The 15,884-nt window shown below is 68.8% G+C and carries 12 protein-coding genes; 4 read left to right on the top strand and 8 right to left on the bottom strand.

What is annotated here, in order from left to right; all coding sequences use genetic code 11:
- Positions 1-19: 19 nt before the first annotated feature.
- On the top strand, positions 20-1,063 hold the full coding sequence (locus tag N8I86_RS24590) for an ABC transporter ATP-binding protein (RefSeq protein ID WP_073889227.1): 1,044 nt from the start codon (positions 20-22) through the stop codon (positions 1,061-1,063).
- A 256-nt stretch (positions 1,064-1,319) separates the two neighbouring features.
- Positions 1,320-2,060 carry a class I SAM-dependent methyltransferase gene (locus N8I86_RS24585; RefSeq protein WP_263278733.1) on the top strand — a complete coding sequence of 247 codons (741 nt, stop codon included), beginning with the start codon at positions 1,320-1,322 and terminating at the stop codon, positions 2,058-2,060.
- An 81-nt stretch (positions 2,061-2,141) separates the two neighbouring features.
- Here the strand turns inward: N8I86_RS24585 and N8I86_RS24580 are convergent, their stop codons facing one another.
- From N8I86_RS24580 to N8I86_RS24545, 8 genes are all read right to left on the bottom strand, one after another.
- Complete coding sequence (locus N8I86_RS24580) at positions 2,142-2,564, bottom strand: ankyrin repeat domain-containing protein (protein ID WP_263278732.1); 423 nt, start codon at positions 2,562-2,564, stop codon at positions 2,142-2,144.
- 782 nt (positions 2,565-3,346) lie between these two features.
- Entirely contained in the window at positions 3,347-4,489 is a 1,143-nt protein-coding gene (locus N8I86_RS24575) for an ABC transporter ATP-binding protein (protein WP_263278731.1), read from the bottom strand.
- A gap of 19 nt (positions 4,490-4,508) precedes the next feature.
- Positions 4,509-5,573, bottom strand: a complete 1,065-nt coding sequence (locus tag N8I86_RS24570) for an ABC transporter ATP-binding protein (protein WP_073889219.1) — start codon at positions 5,571-5,573, stop codon at positions 4,509-4,511.
- Between the two features lie 10 nt (positions 5,574-5,583).
- The gene (locus N8I86_RS24565) at positions 5,584-6,564 is read right to left on the bottom strand and encodes an ABC transporter permease (RefSeq protein ID WP_123436787.1); all 981 of its coding nucleotides are present in this window, start codon (positions 6,562-6,564) and stop codon (positions 5,584-5,586) included.
- A gap of 87 nt (positions 6,565-6,651) precedes the next feature.
- Positions 6,652-8,460, bottom strand: a complete 1,809-nt coding sequence (locus N8I86_RS24560; protein ID WP_073889216.1) for an ABC transporter substrate-binding protein — start codon at positions 8,458-8,460, stop codon at positions 6,652-6,654.
- A gap of 126 nt (positions 8,461-8,586) precedes the next feature.
- Positions 8,587-9,621, bottom strand: a complete 1,035-nt coding sequence (locus N8I86_RS24555) for an ABC transporter permease (RefSeq protein ID WP_073889215.1) — start codon at positions 9,619-9,621, stop codon at positions 8,587-8,589.
- Between the two features lie 568 nt (positions 9,622-10,189).
- Positions 10,190-12,097, bottom strand: coding sequence for a translational GTPase TypA (typA, locus tag N8I86_RS24550; protein WP_263278730.1), 1,908 nt, complete (start codon positions 12,095-12,097; stop codon positions 10,190-10,192).
- A gap of 141 nt (positions 12,098-12,238) precedes the next feature.
- Positions 12,239-14,431: an ABC transporter family substrate-binding protein gene (locus N8I86_RS24545; protein WP_263278729.1), complete on the bottom strand. Its 2,193-nt coding sequence runs from the start codon at positions 14,429-14,431 to the stop codon at positions 12,239-12,241.
- Positions 14,432-14,745: 314 nt separating this feature from the next.
- Between N8I86_RS24545 and N8I86_RS24540 the strand changes: the two genes are divergently transcribed.
- A complete protein-coding gene (locus tag N8I86_RS24540) occupies positions 14,746-15,036 on the top strand; it encodes a hypothetical protein (protein WP_073889206.1) in 291 nt (96 codons plus the stop codon).
- 26 nt (positions 15,037-15,062) lie between these two features.
- Positions 15,063-15,884, top strand: coding sequence for a hypothetical protein (locus tag N8I86_RS24535; protein ID WP_263278728.1), 822 nt, complete (start codon positions 15,063-15,065; stop codon positions 15,882-15,884).

Raw genomic sequence — 15,884 nt, 5'->3', positions numbered from 1 at the left:
CAGACGGGACTTCACGATCATGAGCAACACGAACCCCCTCCTGGACGTCTCCGGGCTGACCAAGCACTTCCCGATCAAGGGCGGCTTCCCGATCCGCCGTACCGTCGGCGCCGTCCAGGCCGTCGACGGCCTGGACTTCCAGGTCGGCGAGGGCGAGAGCCTGGGCCTCGTCGGTGAGTCCGGCTGCGGCAAGTCGACCACCGGCCGGCTGATCACCCGGCTGATGGAGCCCACGGCGGGCAGGATCAGCTACCGCGGGCAGGACATCACGCACGCGGGCCGGAAGGACCTCGCGCCGATCCGGTCCGAGATCCAGATGATCTTCCAGGACCCGTACGCCTCGCTGAACCCGCGGCACACGGTCGGCAAGATCATCTCCGGTCCGATGGAGATCAACGACATCAACCCGGCCGGCGGCCGCGAGAAGCGCGTGCGCGAGCTGCTGGAGATCGTCGGCCTCAACCCCGAGCACTACAACCGGTTCCCGCACGAGTTCTCCGGCGGTCAGCGCCAGCGCATCGGCGTGGCCCGCGCGCTGGCCCTGGAGCCGAAGCTGATCGTCGCCGACGAGCCGGTCTCCGCGCTCGACGTGTCGATCCAGGCCCAGGTCGTCAACCTGCTCCAGAAGGTGCAGAAGGAACTCGGCATCGCGTTCGTGTTCATCGCCCACGACCTCGCGATCGTGCGGCACTTCTCACAGCGCGTCGCGGTCATGTACCTGGGTAAGATCGTCGAGATCGCAGACCGCGAGGACCTGTACGACAACCCGCGCCACCCTTACACGCGGGCCCTGCTGTCCGCCGTGCCCGAGGCCACGGTGGACGAGGAGCCGCGTGAGCGCATCCGCCTGACCGGTGACGTGCCGTCGCCGATCAACCCGCCCTCCGGCTGCCGTTTCCGTACCCGCTGCTGGAAGGCGACGGAGAAGTGCGCGACCGAGGCACCGCCGCTGGTCCAGGTGGACGGCAACAAGCCGGGCCACCTGACGGCCTGCCACTACCCGGAGACGGCGGACCTCATCCCGGCACAGCGCCTCTCCAAGGACCCCGAGGCGGCGGCCTGACACACCCCTTTTCCGTCAGCCGCCCCCTTGCGGAACGGACCTTCTCGGCCCATTGACCCGAGCCCATGAAGTCCGGTCCAGGGGATGAAGGCCCGCGTCTCCCCGATGCGGGCCTTCGTCGTTCCTCCGCGCCGAGCGCACCCCGCGGTCACGTGTCACCGACCCAAACTCCATACGGGCGTACGGAGTTGAGGAACCCTCAAGAATGGGGCCGGAAACTGACGCGCCGTTCAGCATCGTGTGTCAGACTGCCGCGGTGGTAGATCACTCGTTCGCCGATCTCTCGCTCGCCGCACTGTACGACGGCCTCAACCCCTGGGGGCCGAGTGACGACTTCTACCTCGGTCTGGTGAGAGACGCCCGCTCCGTGCTCGACATCGGCTGTGGCACCGGGCGGCTGTTGCGGCAGGCCCGGTCCGAGGGGCACGGGGGCCGGCTGATGGGTCTCGACCCGGCCGCCGCCATGCTCGTCCAGGCGCGCCGGGCCCGCCCCGACGTGGAGTGGGTGCTCGGGGACACGCGGGTACGACGGTGGCAGGCGGACTTCGACCTCGTCGTGATGACCGGGCACGCCTTCCAGGCGCTGGTCCGCGACCAGGACATCCGCCACTGCCTCGGCGGCGTCCGCGCGGCCCTCGCGGACGGCGGGAGGTTCGTGTTCGAGACCCGCAACCCGGCCGCCCGCGGCTGGGAGCGGTGGACTCCCGAGCGGGTGCACGACATCACCACCGACGACGGCACCCCGGTGCGGGTGTGGCACGAGGTGCAGGACGACGACCCCGAGCGGGGCCTCGTGCGGTTCACGGAGACCTTCGCGGGCGACGGCTGGCCGGCCCCCAGGGTCAGCCGCACCACCCTGCGCTTCCTGGACGCCGAGGCCCTGGAGGGCTTCCTCACGGAAGCCGGCCTGGTGGTCGTCGAACAGTACGGCGACTGGGGCCGGGAACCCCTCACCCCGACGGCCCCCGAGATCATCACGGTGGCCCGCCGGGCCTAGGGCCTGTCGTTTGGATCATCCCCGCTCGGGTCGGCAGACAAGGCACCGTGCGCCAGGCCGGCCTGATCCGAACGACAGGCCCTAGGGGGCTCCGGCCACCGCTGCGGCCAGCAGGCCGGCGGTCGTGGGATGAGGGCCGGCGAGCGCCCAGTCCAGCGGGGCGCGGCCGGTTCCGCGATCCTCACGCAGGCCCGGATCGGCTCCGTGCTCCAGCAACGCGCGCACGGTCTCGGTGTGCCCCCAGCACGCGGCCGCGCACAGGGGCGTTCCGTCCGTGCCGGGCCCGCCGCTCTCGGTGTCCGGGCACGCGCCGGCCGCCAGGAGCAGGCGCACGATCCCGGCCTCCCCGTTGACGGACGCCAGGTAGAGGGGGGTCGCTCCGTCCCGGTCGGCCTGCTCGGGATCCGCGCCGGACCGCAGCAGCGCGCGCACCCGGGCCGGGTCACCCGACAGGATCGCGTCGAACAGCCGCCGGGAGAGCTTCTTGCGCTGCCGTCGGTTCATGGGCGCCGAGACTAGCGGCCGGGCACGAGAAGGGCTCGTGGATATTCCGAGGGCTGTGACGGTCGGTCATCTCTACTCGGCGGTCTCCTGGCCCTGCCGGACCGGCCGCGGCGGGGCCGTCTGTCGGTGGCGGCCTTCGGACTGCCGCTGCCGGCGCTGCGGTTCCCGGCCTGATCGGTGTGTCCCTGGTCCGGCCGCTTAATCAGGAGCGCTATGTCCTGTTCGCCATGCTGGGCCTGGCGCTGCTGATCGGAGGGCCTGGCGGCGGCGGGCCGTCGGCGTCCGCGCGCCGGCTCGTCCCGGTGGCCGCCGTGACGGCGCCGGCGGCGCTGTCACCGCAGTTGCCGGCCAAGCGGTCCCCGGCCAGCCGCGTGGACGACGTCCTCGCGGTGACCGGGGACGTGCGGAAGCCGAAGAGGACCGGGGACGCCGCCCTCTTCAGCCCCGCGGACCGGCGCGACACCGCCCAGGTCTCCCCCGACGCCTTCGCCGGGCTCCGGGACATCGCGTTCGTGAGGGACCCCGTGGAAGCCGGGAACCTCAGGGGCGAGGAGGCCCCGCCGCACCGCATCCGGGCCGCGATGCCGACGCAGCGCCGAATCCTGCCGGTCACCGACGCACCGGAGGTGGCCCCGCCGGTGTCCGCCGAGCGGGACCGGGCGAAGAGCGCCGTACTGCGGCGGTACTTCACCGCGGTGGCGGAGGAGCGGGTCCGCGGCCGGGCAGGTGACGGTGGACGCGCGTCGCCCGTGACCGCCGGCACGGCCACGGGCGGCGCCTCGCTACGCGTCCTCGGCGGGCGCCGGCTGCGAGGTCCCCTCCTCCAGTGCCGCCAGCGCCGGGTCCAGGATGATGTCCTCGTCGCGGGCCTCGATCGTCGGCTCCTCCGGGAAGTGGCAGGCCGTCAGGTGACCGGCCCGGTTTCCGGAGATCTGCACCAGCGGCGGCTCGTCCGTGGCGCACTTGTCCTGCGCCTTCCAGCAGCGGGTGCGGAACCGGCAGCCGGAGGGCGGGGAGATGGGGGACGGCACGTCGCCGGCCAGACGGATGCGCTCGCGTGCGGGCGCTCCGCCCACCTCCAGGCTCACCTCGGGGACGGCGGAGAGCAGGGCGTGGGTGTACGGGTGGCGCGGCCGGGTGTAGATGGAGTCGCGGTCACCCACCTCGATGATCTTGCCGAGGTACATGACGGCCACGCGCTGCGAGAAGTGCCGTACCACGGCCAGGTCGTGGGCGATGAAGAGGAACGCGATGCCGAGTTCGTTCTGCACCTTCTGGAGCAGGTTGACGACCTGGGCCTGGATCGACACGTCGAGCGCGGAGACCGGCTCGTCGGCGACGATCAGCTTCGGCTCCAGGGCCAGCGCCCGGGCCACGCCGATGCGCTGGCGCTGACCGCCGGAGAACTCGTGCGGGAACCGGTTGTAGTGCTCGGGGTTGAGACCGACGATCTCCAGCAGCTCGCGCACGCGCTTCTCACGCCCACCCGCCGGGTTGATGTCGTTGATCTCCATCGGACCGGAGATGATCTTGCCGACCGTCTGCCGCGGGTTCAGCGACGAGTACGGGTCCTGGAAGATCATCTGGATCTCGGACCGGATCGGCGCCAGTTGACTGCGCGAGGCATGGCTGATGTCCCGGCCGCGGTAGCTGATCGAGCCGCTGGTCGGCTCCATCAGCCGGGTGATCAGCCGGCCGGTGGTCGACTTGCCGCAGCCGGACTCGCCGACGAGGCCGAAGCTCTCGCCCGCGTGCACGGTCAGGTCGATGCCGTCCACGGCCTGCACCGCGCCGATGGTGCGGCGGATCGGGAAGCCGCCCTTCACCGGGAAGTGCTTGGTGAGCCCAGCGACCTTCAGCAGCGGCTCCCCGTCCGCGCCGGTGCTCTGCTCCCGCGGGGCCGGGAGGACCAGGTCCTCTTTCATGACGGTGTCCTCCTATGACCTAGCCCAGTCGGGGCTTGATCTCCTCGATGAAGATGGTCCGCTTCTGGTCGGCGGTGAGGTGACAGGCCGACGCGCGGTCGGGGGCCAGCAGCGGGCGCTCCTTCACACAGCGGCCCGAGCCCTCCACCCGGTCCTGGAAGGAGCAGCGGGGATGGAAGCGGCAGCCGGACGGCGGGTTGAGCAGCGAGGGCGGGGCGCCGGGGATCGGGGACAGCTGGGCGCCGAGGTCGGAGTCGAGGCGCGGCATCGAGTTCAGCAGGCCCCAGGTGTAGGGGTGCTGGGGTGCGCGCAGCACCTCGTCGGTCGTGCCCCGCTCCACCGCGCCGCCCGCGTACATCACCATGATGTCGTCGGCCATGTCGGCGATCACCCCCAGGTCGTGGGTGATGAAGACGATGCCCGAACCGAACTCCTGCTGGAGGTCCTTGAGCAGGTCCAGGATCTGCGCCTGCACGGTCACGTCCAGCGCGGTCGTCGGCTCGTCCGCGATCAGCAGGTCCGGGTCGCACACCAGCGCCATCGCGATCATCGCGCGCTGGCGCATACCGCCGGAGAACTGGTGCGGGTAGTCCTTCGCCCGCTCCCGGGGGTTGGGGATGCCGACCTTCCCGAGCATCTCCACGGCGCGCTCCCAGGCCTGCTTCTTCGAGGCCCCGGTGTGCTTCATGTACGGCTCGGCGATCTGCCGGCCCACGGTGTAGTAGGGGGAGAGCGCGGTGAGCGGGTCCTGGAAGATCATGGCGACCTTGTTGCCGCGCAGCTTCTCCAGCTCCGACTCGCGGGCCGTGGTCAGTTCCTGCCCGTCCAGCAGGATCTCGCCCTCGACCGTGGTGAACATGGGGTTGTGCAGGCCGAGGATGGTCAGGTTCGTCACCGACTTGCCCGAGCCGGACTCGCCCACGATGCCGAGGGTGCGGCCGCGCTCCAGGTCGAAGGAGAGCCCGTCCACGGCCCGGACGATGCCGTCCTCGGTCTTGAAGCTCACGTGCAGGTCCCGCACCGAGAGCAAGGGCCCGGTGCCGGCCGGGGTGGGAGCACCGGCTTCCTTGGTCAGAGTGGTCACGACAGTGCTCCTAGGCCAGCCGCACGCGCGGGTCGATGAAGGCGTACGCGGCGTCGACGATGATGTTGAACAGCAGGATCATGCTGGCGGAGAACAGCATCACGCCGACCAGCAGCGGCAGGTCGCTGAAGAACACGGACTGGACCGCGAGCTGTCCGAGGCCCGGCAGGCCGAAGGTGTACTCGGTGATGATCGCGCCGCCGAGCAGGGCGCCGAGGTCGATGCCGAAGATGGTGACGATCGGGATCAGCGAACCGCGCCAGGCGTAGCGGAAGAAGACGTACCGCCGGGACATGCCCTTCGCGCGGGCGGTGCGGACGTGTTCCTCCTGGAGCTGTTCGATCATCGAGGAGCGCGACATACGGGTGTACTGCGCCGCGAAGATCGTGGAGAGGACCACCCACGGGATGATCAGGCCCGAGAACCAGGCCACGGTGTCCTGGGTGATCTCGTTGTAGGCCGGCTTGTCGAACCAGTGCGTCTGGTAGACGAGGATCGCCAGGGCCAGCGGGCCGAGGAAGTAGATCTGCAGGGAACTGATGACCATGGCACCCGCGGTGGCCGTCTTGTCGATCATCGTGCCGCGCCGCCAGGCGGCGAGCAGGCCGGTACCGAGACCGATGACAAGGAAGCACACGGCCGCACCCAGGGTGAGCGAGACGGTGGTGGGCAGGCGGTCCATCAGCGTGCCCCAGACCTGCTCGTTGGTGTGGTACGAGTAGCCGAAGCACGGTGCCGGGCACGGGCCCTGCGCGAACTGGTCGCTGCCCAGGACGAGATTGTGCAGGAAGATCCAGTACTGCTCGGGGATGGATTTGTCCAGGCCGAGCACGTGGTGGATGTTCGCGATGCTGTCCGGATTGCAGGTCTTGCCGCACATCAGCAACGCCGGGTCCCGGGGCACCCCGAAGAACAGCACGAACGTGACGATGCTCAGCAGGAACAGAATGACGACGGCACCGATGATCCGGCGGACGAGGAAGCGCAGCATGACAGGGCAGCTCTCAGACGTCGGCGGTCCGGGCGGTACCCGGCGCACCCCCTGTGCGGGAGCGCGCCGGGTACCGGATGGGGACGGTTACTTGATGTAGAGGCGACGCGGGTCGACACCGCCGAGCACGTCGTCGTAGACGAGCCCGCCGACCTTCGAGCCGGCGATCTGGGTCTGCTTGTAGTACGCGGTCGGGACGACGTTCACGACGTCCTTGACGAGGTACTGGTCGAGCTTCTCCCACTCGGCGGCGGACTTGACCGGGTCGGTGATCTGGTTGATCCGGTCGATCTCGCTGTTGACCTTCGGGTCGTTGACCTGCGAGTAGTTCTGCGCGCCGTCGGCGATCACGCGGCCGTCGTACAGCGGCGGGATCACGGTCGAGGAGGACGGCCAGTCGGCGCCCCACGCGGTGTGGAAGATGTCGTAGTTGTTGTCCAGCTTGGAGACCTGGTCGTAGTAGGTCTCGGCCGGGATCTCCTGGCGCTGGACGTTGAAGCCGGCCTTCTTCAGGCCCGCCGCCATGGCGGTGGAGTACTGCTGGCCCTCGGGGGTGTTGATGTAGCCGAAGGTCAGCTTCATGTTGAGCTTGCCGGCCTTCTTCAGCAGCTCCTTGGCCTTGGCCGGGTCACCGGCGGGCTTCTTCTTCTTGCCCCACGGGTCGAAGGCCGCGTCGTAGCCGGAGACGGTCGGGGAGATCAGGCCGCCCGCGACCTCCATGGCGTCGGTGCCGCCGTAGGCACGGACGAACGGGGTGATCGGCAGGGCGTAGGCGATCGCCTCGCGGATCGTCTTGTCCTTCATGGCCGGGTGGCTCATGTTGATGTTCATCTGGCCCACGTACGGCTGGTAGCCGGAGACCGTGCGCGACTTCATCTTCGTGTCACGCAGCACCTGGGACAGGTTGCCCGCGTCGACCTGGTTGTTGAAGCTGACGCCGGCCTGGTCCGCGCCGGAGTCGGCGAGCAGGGCCTTGGTGGACGTCTCGTACTGCTGGTTGAACGTGATGTTGAACTGGTCCACGTACTGGTGGCGGATCGGGTCCGTCTTCGGGTCCCAGTTGGTGTTCTTGACCAGCACCATCGACTTGCCGGACTTGAACGACTGGATCTTGTACGGGCCGGTCACCACCGGCGCCTTGTCGTACTTGACCTTGGTGTCGCCCTTCTCCGAGACGACCGCGTAGCCCGCCATCGCCATGGCGTAGGGCAGGTCGGGGTGCGGCGTCTTGAAGTGGAAGATGATCGTCTTGTCGTCCGGGGTCTCCAGGATGGAGCTCGGCAGGTGCTTGCCCTTGTACGGGCCGTCCTTGAGGAGCTTGCGGTACTCGGTGCCCGGCTTGTCGGCCAGCCACTGCTGGAGGTAGGTGGGGCCCTGGTTGATGAACGACGCGAAGAGCCGCTCGACGCTGTGCCGGACGTCCTTGGACGTGATCGGGGACCCGTCCTGGAACTTGATGCCGTCCTTCAGCGTGTACTTCCAGGTCTTGCCGCCGTCGGTGGTGGTGCCGGAGTCGGTGGCGAGGTCACCGACCACCTCGTGCTTGCTGCCGTCGTTGCTCGTGGCCTTGTAACCGGTCAGGCCGCGGTGCAGCAGCGAGGCGAGCGAGCCCTCGTCGGAGACGTAGATCTGCGCCGGGTCGAGGTGGGCGTAGCTGTCTCGCTGCAGCACCTCCATCGTGCCGCCGCTCTTGGCGCCGGGCACGTCCGCGGCCGGACCCGTGGAGGCCGCGGCGTCGCCGAACTTGATGGACGCCTGCTGACGCTGGGCGTTCTCCTTGTCCTTCTTGCCGTCGGTGCCGCTGTCGCTGCCGCCCTTGCTGCAACCGGTGAGCACAAGAGCTCCGGCCGCGAGCACGGAGAGTGCGCCGTATGCGTGGCGTCCGCCCCTACTCATCACGAAGATTCCCACCCATCTGTGTGTCACCAGTGCGTTCTGTGTGTCACCAGTGCGAAAGAGAACTGCTGGAAGTGCAGTGAGATGCAACGGAACTGACGTTCCGTGCGGTGGCCGTGCTTTGGGTCAGCGCGCGGTCTTGGGATCGAATGCGTCTCTGACCGAGTCCCCGAGCAGGTTGAACGCGACGACGAAAATGATCATCGAGATGCCGGGGAAGAACATGTAGGTGATGTCGTTCTGCATCACCAGTTCGGTGGACGCCTTGGAGAACATCTGCCCCCAGTCGGGCGTCGGTTCGACGATGCCCACACCCAGATAGGACAGGCCGGCCTCGGCCGTCACGAATCCGGGCAGCAGGTACGTCGACTGCACCAGGAGCGGGGTGACGATGTTCGGCAGGATCTCCTTGCGGATGATCCGCCACGGCTTGGCCCCGCTGACCTTGGCCGCTTCGATGAACTCCCGTTCACGCAGGGCCAGTGCGGTGCCGCGCAGGATGCGGCCGAGTCCCATCCAGCCCAGGAACCACTGGACCAGGATGAGCGCGATCACCCGGACGTACGTGGGCGTCTCGTCACGGGGGCTGACGAACAGGGAGACCACGACGGGCATGCTCGCGATGAAGAACAGCTGCGCGGGGAAAGCCAGCAGGAAGTCGATGACGCGGCCGAGGAAGTAGTCGGTCTTGCCGCCGATGTAGCCGGCGGTGACACCGAGCAGGATGCCGGTCACGACGACCGCGATGGTCACGGCGACCGAGATCATCAGCGAGGTGCGGATGCCGTAGATCAGCTTGGTGAAGACGTCGTAGCCGTTGCCGGGTTCGAGGCCGAACCAGAACTCGCCGCTGATACCGCCGTTGGGCTGGATGGGCACGCCGGCGCTGTCGAACAGTTCCGGACGCTCGTCGGCGTAGACCGTGTAGGGGTCCTTGCCGTAGAGCTTGGAGATCAGCGGGGCGAGCAGGCCGATCAGGAAGAAGAAGCCCACGACGTAGGCCGAGATCACGCCGGTGCGGTCGCGCTTGAAGCGCATCCACATCAGCTGGCCGGGAGACCGGCCTTCGAGCTTGACGGCCTCGCTCTTCGTCTCCGGCCCTGGTTCGCCGTCGACGACGACCGAAGTTCCGCCGCCCTCAATGTCGATAGGACTTGTCACGGTTCGTCCGTTTCACAGATATGAGTGTGAGTGGTGCCCGGGTACTCCGAGAACGCGCGAATCCGCAGTCGGACGCGCGTAGTTCTACAGCCGAATCACACTGCTGGAAGTGACGAACTGGCCCACTTGGTGTTTGTGACACCGCGCATGGGGGTTCCTCCTCATGACTTCACGTGTTCACCAACAGGAGAGGGTTTACGTCTTCCCTCCGACACCCCTGACGGAGGGTCAGACACCCCCTGGTGCTCGTGAGTCACCGCGCTGTCCCCACAGCACGAGACCCATTGACCCGAGCGCTACGCGGCTAACTATCTGCCATGAGCCAGGTGGCGACCACCGTCTTTAAATCTCAATTCAGTCACAGCTGGCGTGTAGAACTTCCAAAAACTGGACAAACTGTTCGCGGTGAGAAGGCCGCGAAACGGACGTGTTACATGGCTATCGGTCGAGGATCTCCGCAATGCGGACACCGGATCCCGCCTTGTGGATCACCGGTCGCCGGAAAACGGGTTGCAAAAAGCCCGGGTCCCCCCATCCTTGGGGGGACCCGGGCTCAATTGCCGTGGGGTCAGCCGTGCTTGGCGCGGCTCGCGGCACGGGCGCGCTCGCGGGCGTCCAGGTTCACCTTGCGGATGCGAACGGCCTCCGGGGTCACCTCGACGCACTCGTCGTCGCGGCAGAACTCCAGCGACTGCTCCAGGGAGAGCTTGCGCGGCGGGACGATGGCCTCGAACGAGTCGGCCGACGAGGACCGCATGTTCGTGAGCTTCTTCTCCTTGGTGATGTTCACGTCCATGTCGTCGGAGCGCGAGTTCTCGCCGACGATCATGCCCTCGTACACCTCGGTGCCCGGCTCCGTGAAGAGCACGCCGCGCTCCTGAAGGTTCGTCATCGCGAAGGCGGTGACGGCGCCGGAGCGGTCGGCGACGAGGGAACCGTTGTTACGGGTCTGCAGGGTGCCGAACCACGGCTCGAAGCCCTCGTGGATGGAGTGGCCGATGCCGGTGCCCCGGGTCTGGGTCAGGAACTCGGTCCGGAAGCCGATCAGACCGCGCGAGGGGACCACGAACTCCATGCGCACCCAGCCGGAGCCGTGGTTGGACATGTTGTCCATCCGGCCCTTGCGGACGCCCATGAGCTGGGTGACGGCACCCATGTGCTCCTCGGGCACGTCGATCGTCATGCGCTCGACCGGCTCGTAGGTCTTGCCGTCGACCTCCTTGGTGACGACCTGGGGCTTGCCGATGGTCAGCTCGAAGCCCTCGCGGCGCATCTGCTCGACCAGGATGGCGAGCGCCAGCTCACCACGGCCCTGCACCTCCCAGGCGTCCGGACGATCGGTGTCCAGGACGCGCAGCGAGACGTTACCGATCAGCTCGCGGTCCAGGCGGTCCTTGACCTGGCGGGCGGTGACCTTGCGGTCCTTGACCGCCGCCTTCGCGTCGGCGCCCTTGCCGGTGCCGCCGCGGCCGACCAGCGGGGAGGTGTTGGTGCCGATGACCATGGAGATGGCCGGCTCGTCCACCGTGATCAGCGGGAGCGGGATCGGGTTCTCGGTGTCGGCGAGGGTCTCGCCGATCATGATCTCCGGAATACCGGCGACGGCGCAGATGTCACCCGGCCCGGCCTTCTCGGCGGGCTTGCGGGTGAGCGCCTCGGTCATCATCAGCTCGGTGATGCGGACGTTGCTGATGGAGCCGTCACGCTTGATCCAGGCGACCGTCTGGCCCTTGCGCAGCTCGCCCTGCTCGACGCGGAGCAGCGCGATACGGCCGAGGAAGTTGTCGGCGTCGAGGTTGGTGACGTGGGCCTGCAGCGGCGCGTCGTCCTCGTACGTCGGGGCCGGGATGTGCTCCAGGATCGTGGAGAAGAACGGCTCCAGGCTGTCGCTGTCGGCCGGGACCGTGCCGTCCTCCGGCTTGGTCAGCGAGGCGACGCCGTCACGGCCGCAGGCGTAGACGATCGGGAACTCGATCTGGTCCTCGTCCGCGTCCAGGTCCAGGAACAGGTCGTAGGTCTCGTTGACGACCTCGTCGATCCGGGAGTCCGGGCGGTCCGTCTTGTTGATGCACAGGATGACGGGCAGGCGCTGCTGGAGGGCCTTGCGGAGCACGAAGCGGGTCTGCGGCAGCGGGCCCTCGGAGGCGTCCACCAGCAGCACGACACCGTCGACCATCGACAGACCGCGCTCGACCTCGCCGCCGAAGTCGGCGTGGCCGGGGGTGTCGATGATGTTGATCGTGATCGGGTCCCCGCCGTCCTTGGGGTGATACTTCACCGCCGTGTTCTTGGCGAGGATCGTGATGCCCTTCTCACGCTCCAGGTCGTTCGAGTCCATCATGCGGTCGTCGACGCCTTCGAGCTGGTGGGCGGCGAAGGCGCCGGCCTGCTTCAGCATGCCGTCGACGATGGTCGTCTTGCCGTGGTCGACGTGGGCGACGATGGCGACATTGCGGATGTCGTGGCGCGTGGCCATATTGCGACGTACTCCCGGGGTGTGAGGAAGGCCCTCTGCGTACGTCCGTGTGACGCGGGCCCTGCCGGGCTTGACATGCCACGGCCTCACCCCATGTTACGTGGCCCTGAGGGGGTCGGCTTCCTCAGGGCCTCACGGGTCTCAGCTCGCGGACGGCGCCGGGGAGACCTTGGCGCCCTTCTTCAGGTAGCCCATGTCCTCGTAGACGGGTGTCTGGAAGCCGAAGGCCCCGGCGTTGACCAGCGTCTTCCGTGCGCCCACGAGCTGCGGCCGCTGGTAGAGCGGGATGGAGCCCGCCGTCGCCCAGATGCGCGAGTCGGCCTTGCGGATCAGCGACCGCTCCTCGTCCTCGTCGAGGGTCGCCACCGCCTCGTCGAAGAGCTGGTTCACCTGGTCGGTGCCGACCCTCGTGTAGTTCTGCTCGACGTTCACCGACCCGTCGGCCGCCGCCACCGGCTTGGCGTAGATGGGGCGGGCGTCGGTCGCGGGGAAGGCGGAGGCCGGCCACGAGTACAGGGCCAGGTCGAAGTCGCCGGCGGCGATGTGGTCCTTGAAGTAGCTCTCGTCCGGGACCCTGCTGATCTCCGTGCGGATGCCGAGCCGCTCCAGCATGGCGGAGATCCGTCCGGCGACCGTGTTCAGGCTCTCCGAGCCGGGGCCGGAGGGCAGGACGAAGCGGAGCAGCAGCGGCTTGCCGTCCTTGGCGAGCGGCGCGGCCGGCGCGGCGGCCGGGGCGGCCGTGCCCTTGGGGGCGTAGGCGCCGGGCGCGCCGCCGTGCTTGCCCTCCTGGGCGAGGCGGCGGCCGCTCTCCTCGCCGTGCTCGTGCGTGCCCTCGGCGGACTCGTGGTGCTTGCCCTTGCCGTCGGGGCCGTCGTCGTGGCCCTTGTCGTCCTCGCCGACGATGTACTCGCCGTCCTCGCCGCCGTCGGACTCCTCGCCCTTCTGCTTCTTCTTCTCGGGGCCGGCGGCCTTCTCGGCCTTCTTCGGCTCCGTGACCGGGCCGCCGGGCACCCAGCCGGCGTCGGCGAGCAGCGCCTGCGCCTCCTTGGCGTCCTGACCGCCGATCGCGTCGCTGTTGTCGGCGTAGGCGGGCTGCCCGGAGAGGGCGAGGTGGCTGCCGACCGGGACGGCGGGCAGCCCGAGGGGCGTGAGGACCAGCTTGGCGAGCTCGTCGCGGTTCAGGGCGCGGGCGACGGCCCGGCGGACCCGGTCGTCGAGGAGCGGGCCGGTGGAGCCGTTCAGGGCGAGCTGGGTGTAGGCCGGCTCCAGGGACTTGCGGACCTCGAACCCGGCGAGGGCCTGCTGCTCCTCCAGGTACTCGGCGATGGACTTGCGCAGCTTCTTCCTGCCCGCCTTCACCTCGTCGGAGTCGAAGCCGTGGGCGAGCGCCCAGGAGCGCAGCTTCTTCACGGAGGTCTTGCCGCTGCCCTGGAGCGGGGTCCCGGTGCCCTTCTCGCGGCCGGCGAGCCCGATCCGCTGGGCCTCGACGGAGTCGACGTCGGCGAGGTCCACGCTGCCGTCGGCGAGGGCCACGGCCCGCTGGTCGCGGGGCACGGCGTGCAGCACGATCTCGTTCAGCTTGGCGGGCCTGCCCCACCAGCGGGCGTTGCGGGTGAGGACCACGTCCTTCTTGGCGGTGTCGACCTTCGCCACCTTGAAGGGGCCGGCGGTGACCTGGAGCTTGCGGCGGGCGCCGTCGTTGAAGGCGTCGGGGGTGCCCATGACGTCCTTCGGGTACAGCGGGGAGAACAGCGACTTCCAGTCGGCGTAGGGCTTGGAGAAGGTGACCTGGACCTGGAGGTCGTTGGCGCCGCGCTCGATCTTCTCGATGCGGTCGTAGCCGGCGTTGCGGGCGGTCCAGTAGGCGCTGTTCTTCCCGGACAGGGCGCGCCACTGGGCGAGGAAGTCGGCGGCGCCGATCTCCCGGCCGTCGCTCCAGACGGCCTGCTGGTTCAGTTTGTACTGCACGACCTGGCGCGGCTCGGTCTCGATCACCTTGGCCGACTCCAGGTAGGCGGGATTCGCCACCGGTCGGCCGTTCGCGTCCAGCCGGAACATCGAGGGGAGCACGGCCTGGGCGACGCGCGCGGTGCCCGCGTCGGCGTCGGCCTGGAAGGCGTTGAGGGTCTCCGGTACGGCGTCGACGGCCCACTTCAGGGTGCCGCCGTCGGCGACCTTGTCCCGGGCGACGAGCGCGATGTCCTGCGGCGCGGCGGGGGAGGTGGCCTCGTCGTCGGAGCCGCAGCCGGCGAGGAGCGGCACCGCGAGGGCGCCCGCGGTGAGGAAGACGACCGAGCGCTTGACCGCGCGCGGACCGACGCCGTCGTGGGACATCTCTGCTACCTCCGTGAAGCCGCGGGCTTTATGCTCACTTTTGTCGGTATATGGAGCTGATCACTATTGGCGGTATATGGAGCTGATCAGATCTATGCGGCCACTGAAGAGGAAAGGATCCGGCCACCGTGGGCGACACGGCGACGACGGGCGGTAACCCCACCCGTGCGGCGCAACACAACGCCAGATGCATCCATGCGCCTCCGCCAATCGCTGCACATGCCTTCACACCGGCGTGTGCGGCGCGCAACACTCCAAGGCGCATGAACGTTGCCGCCCAGGGTCCACCGGACCCCCGGAAGTGAGGGCAAGTCATGTCCGTGCACGACGACATCACCTCGGTCCAGCGTTCTCTCGACGATCTGTACCGGTCGCTGGGACGGCTGGAGAACCATCTCGGCAGCGGCGGCCTGGAGATGCGCCGCGTCCGGCTGGACGCCGACCATCTGCGGGAGAGCGTGGCGCTGCTGCGGGAGGCCGCCGCCTCCCCCGACGCGGCCCGCCGCCCCGACCTCGTCACCATCTCCGACACGCCCTACGACATCAGCCTGTGGACGGACTCGGACGACGAGGGCCTCGGCGCCCGCGACCGCCGCGCCCCCTGACACCCCCGAACCGACCGGAGTCCCCCTTGGCTACTGGTACGGAACCCCAGCAGAACAGCGGCGGCGTACACGCCGGTAGGCGCGCCGCGATCGCCGCGCGGCATCTGCGGACCGACCGCTGGTGGCTGGCGCCCGCCGTCACCGCGGCCGGTCTGTTCGCCTTCGTCGTCTACTCGACCTGGCGGGCCTTCGCGAACGCCGACTACTACGCGGCCCCGTACGTCTCGCCGTTCTACTCGCCGTGCCTGGCGGAGAACTGCCGGACGATGCGCGCGGGGCCGAACGCCGACCTCTTCGGAAGCTGGTGGGGCATCTCGCCCGCGATCATCATCCTGATCTTCCCGCTCGGCTTCCGCCTGACCTGCTACTACTACCGCAAGGCGTACTACCGCAGCTTCTGGGCGTCCCCGCCCGCCTGCGCGGTGGCCGAGCCGCACCGGAAGTACACCGGTGAGACCCGCTTCCCGCTGATCCTGCAGAACGTCCACCGGTACTTCTTCTACGCCGCCCTGCTGGTCGCCTGCGTGCTGACCTACGACACGGTGCTGGCCTTCCGGGACGAGCAGTACCGCTGGGGCCACATGGGTCTCGGCACCCTCGTGTTCCTGGCCAACATCGCGCTGATCTGGGCGTACACCATCTCCTGCCACTCCTGCCGGCACATCGTCGGCGGCAAGCTCAAGCACTTCTCCCGGCACCCCGTGCGCTACCGGGCGTGGCAGTTCGTGGGCAGGCTCAACGCCCGGCACATGCAGCTGGCGTGGGCCTCGCTGCTGAGCGTGGCGCTCGCGGACTTCTACGTCTACCTGGTCGCGTCCGGGGTCTTCGACGATCCGCGCTTCTTCTAG

This window comes from Streptomyces albidicamelliae (assembly GCF_025642175.1).
Taxonomy (GTDB): Bacteria; Actinomycetota; Actinomycetes; order Streptomycetales; family Streptomycetaceae; genus Streptomyces; species Streptomyces albidocamelliae.
The sequence above is the reverse complement of the archived record's forward strand: the minus strand, read 5'-3'. Positions and strand labels throughout refer to the sequence as shown.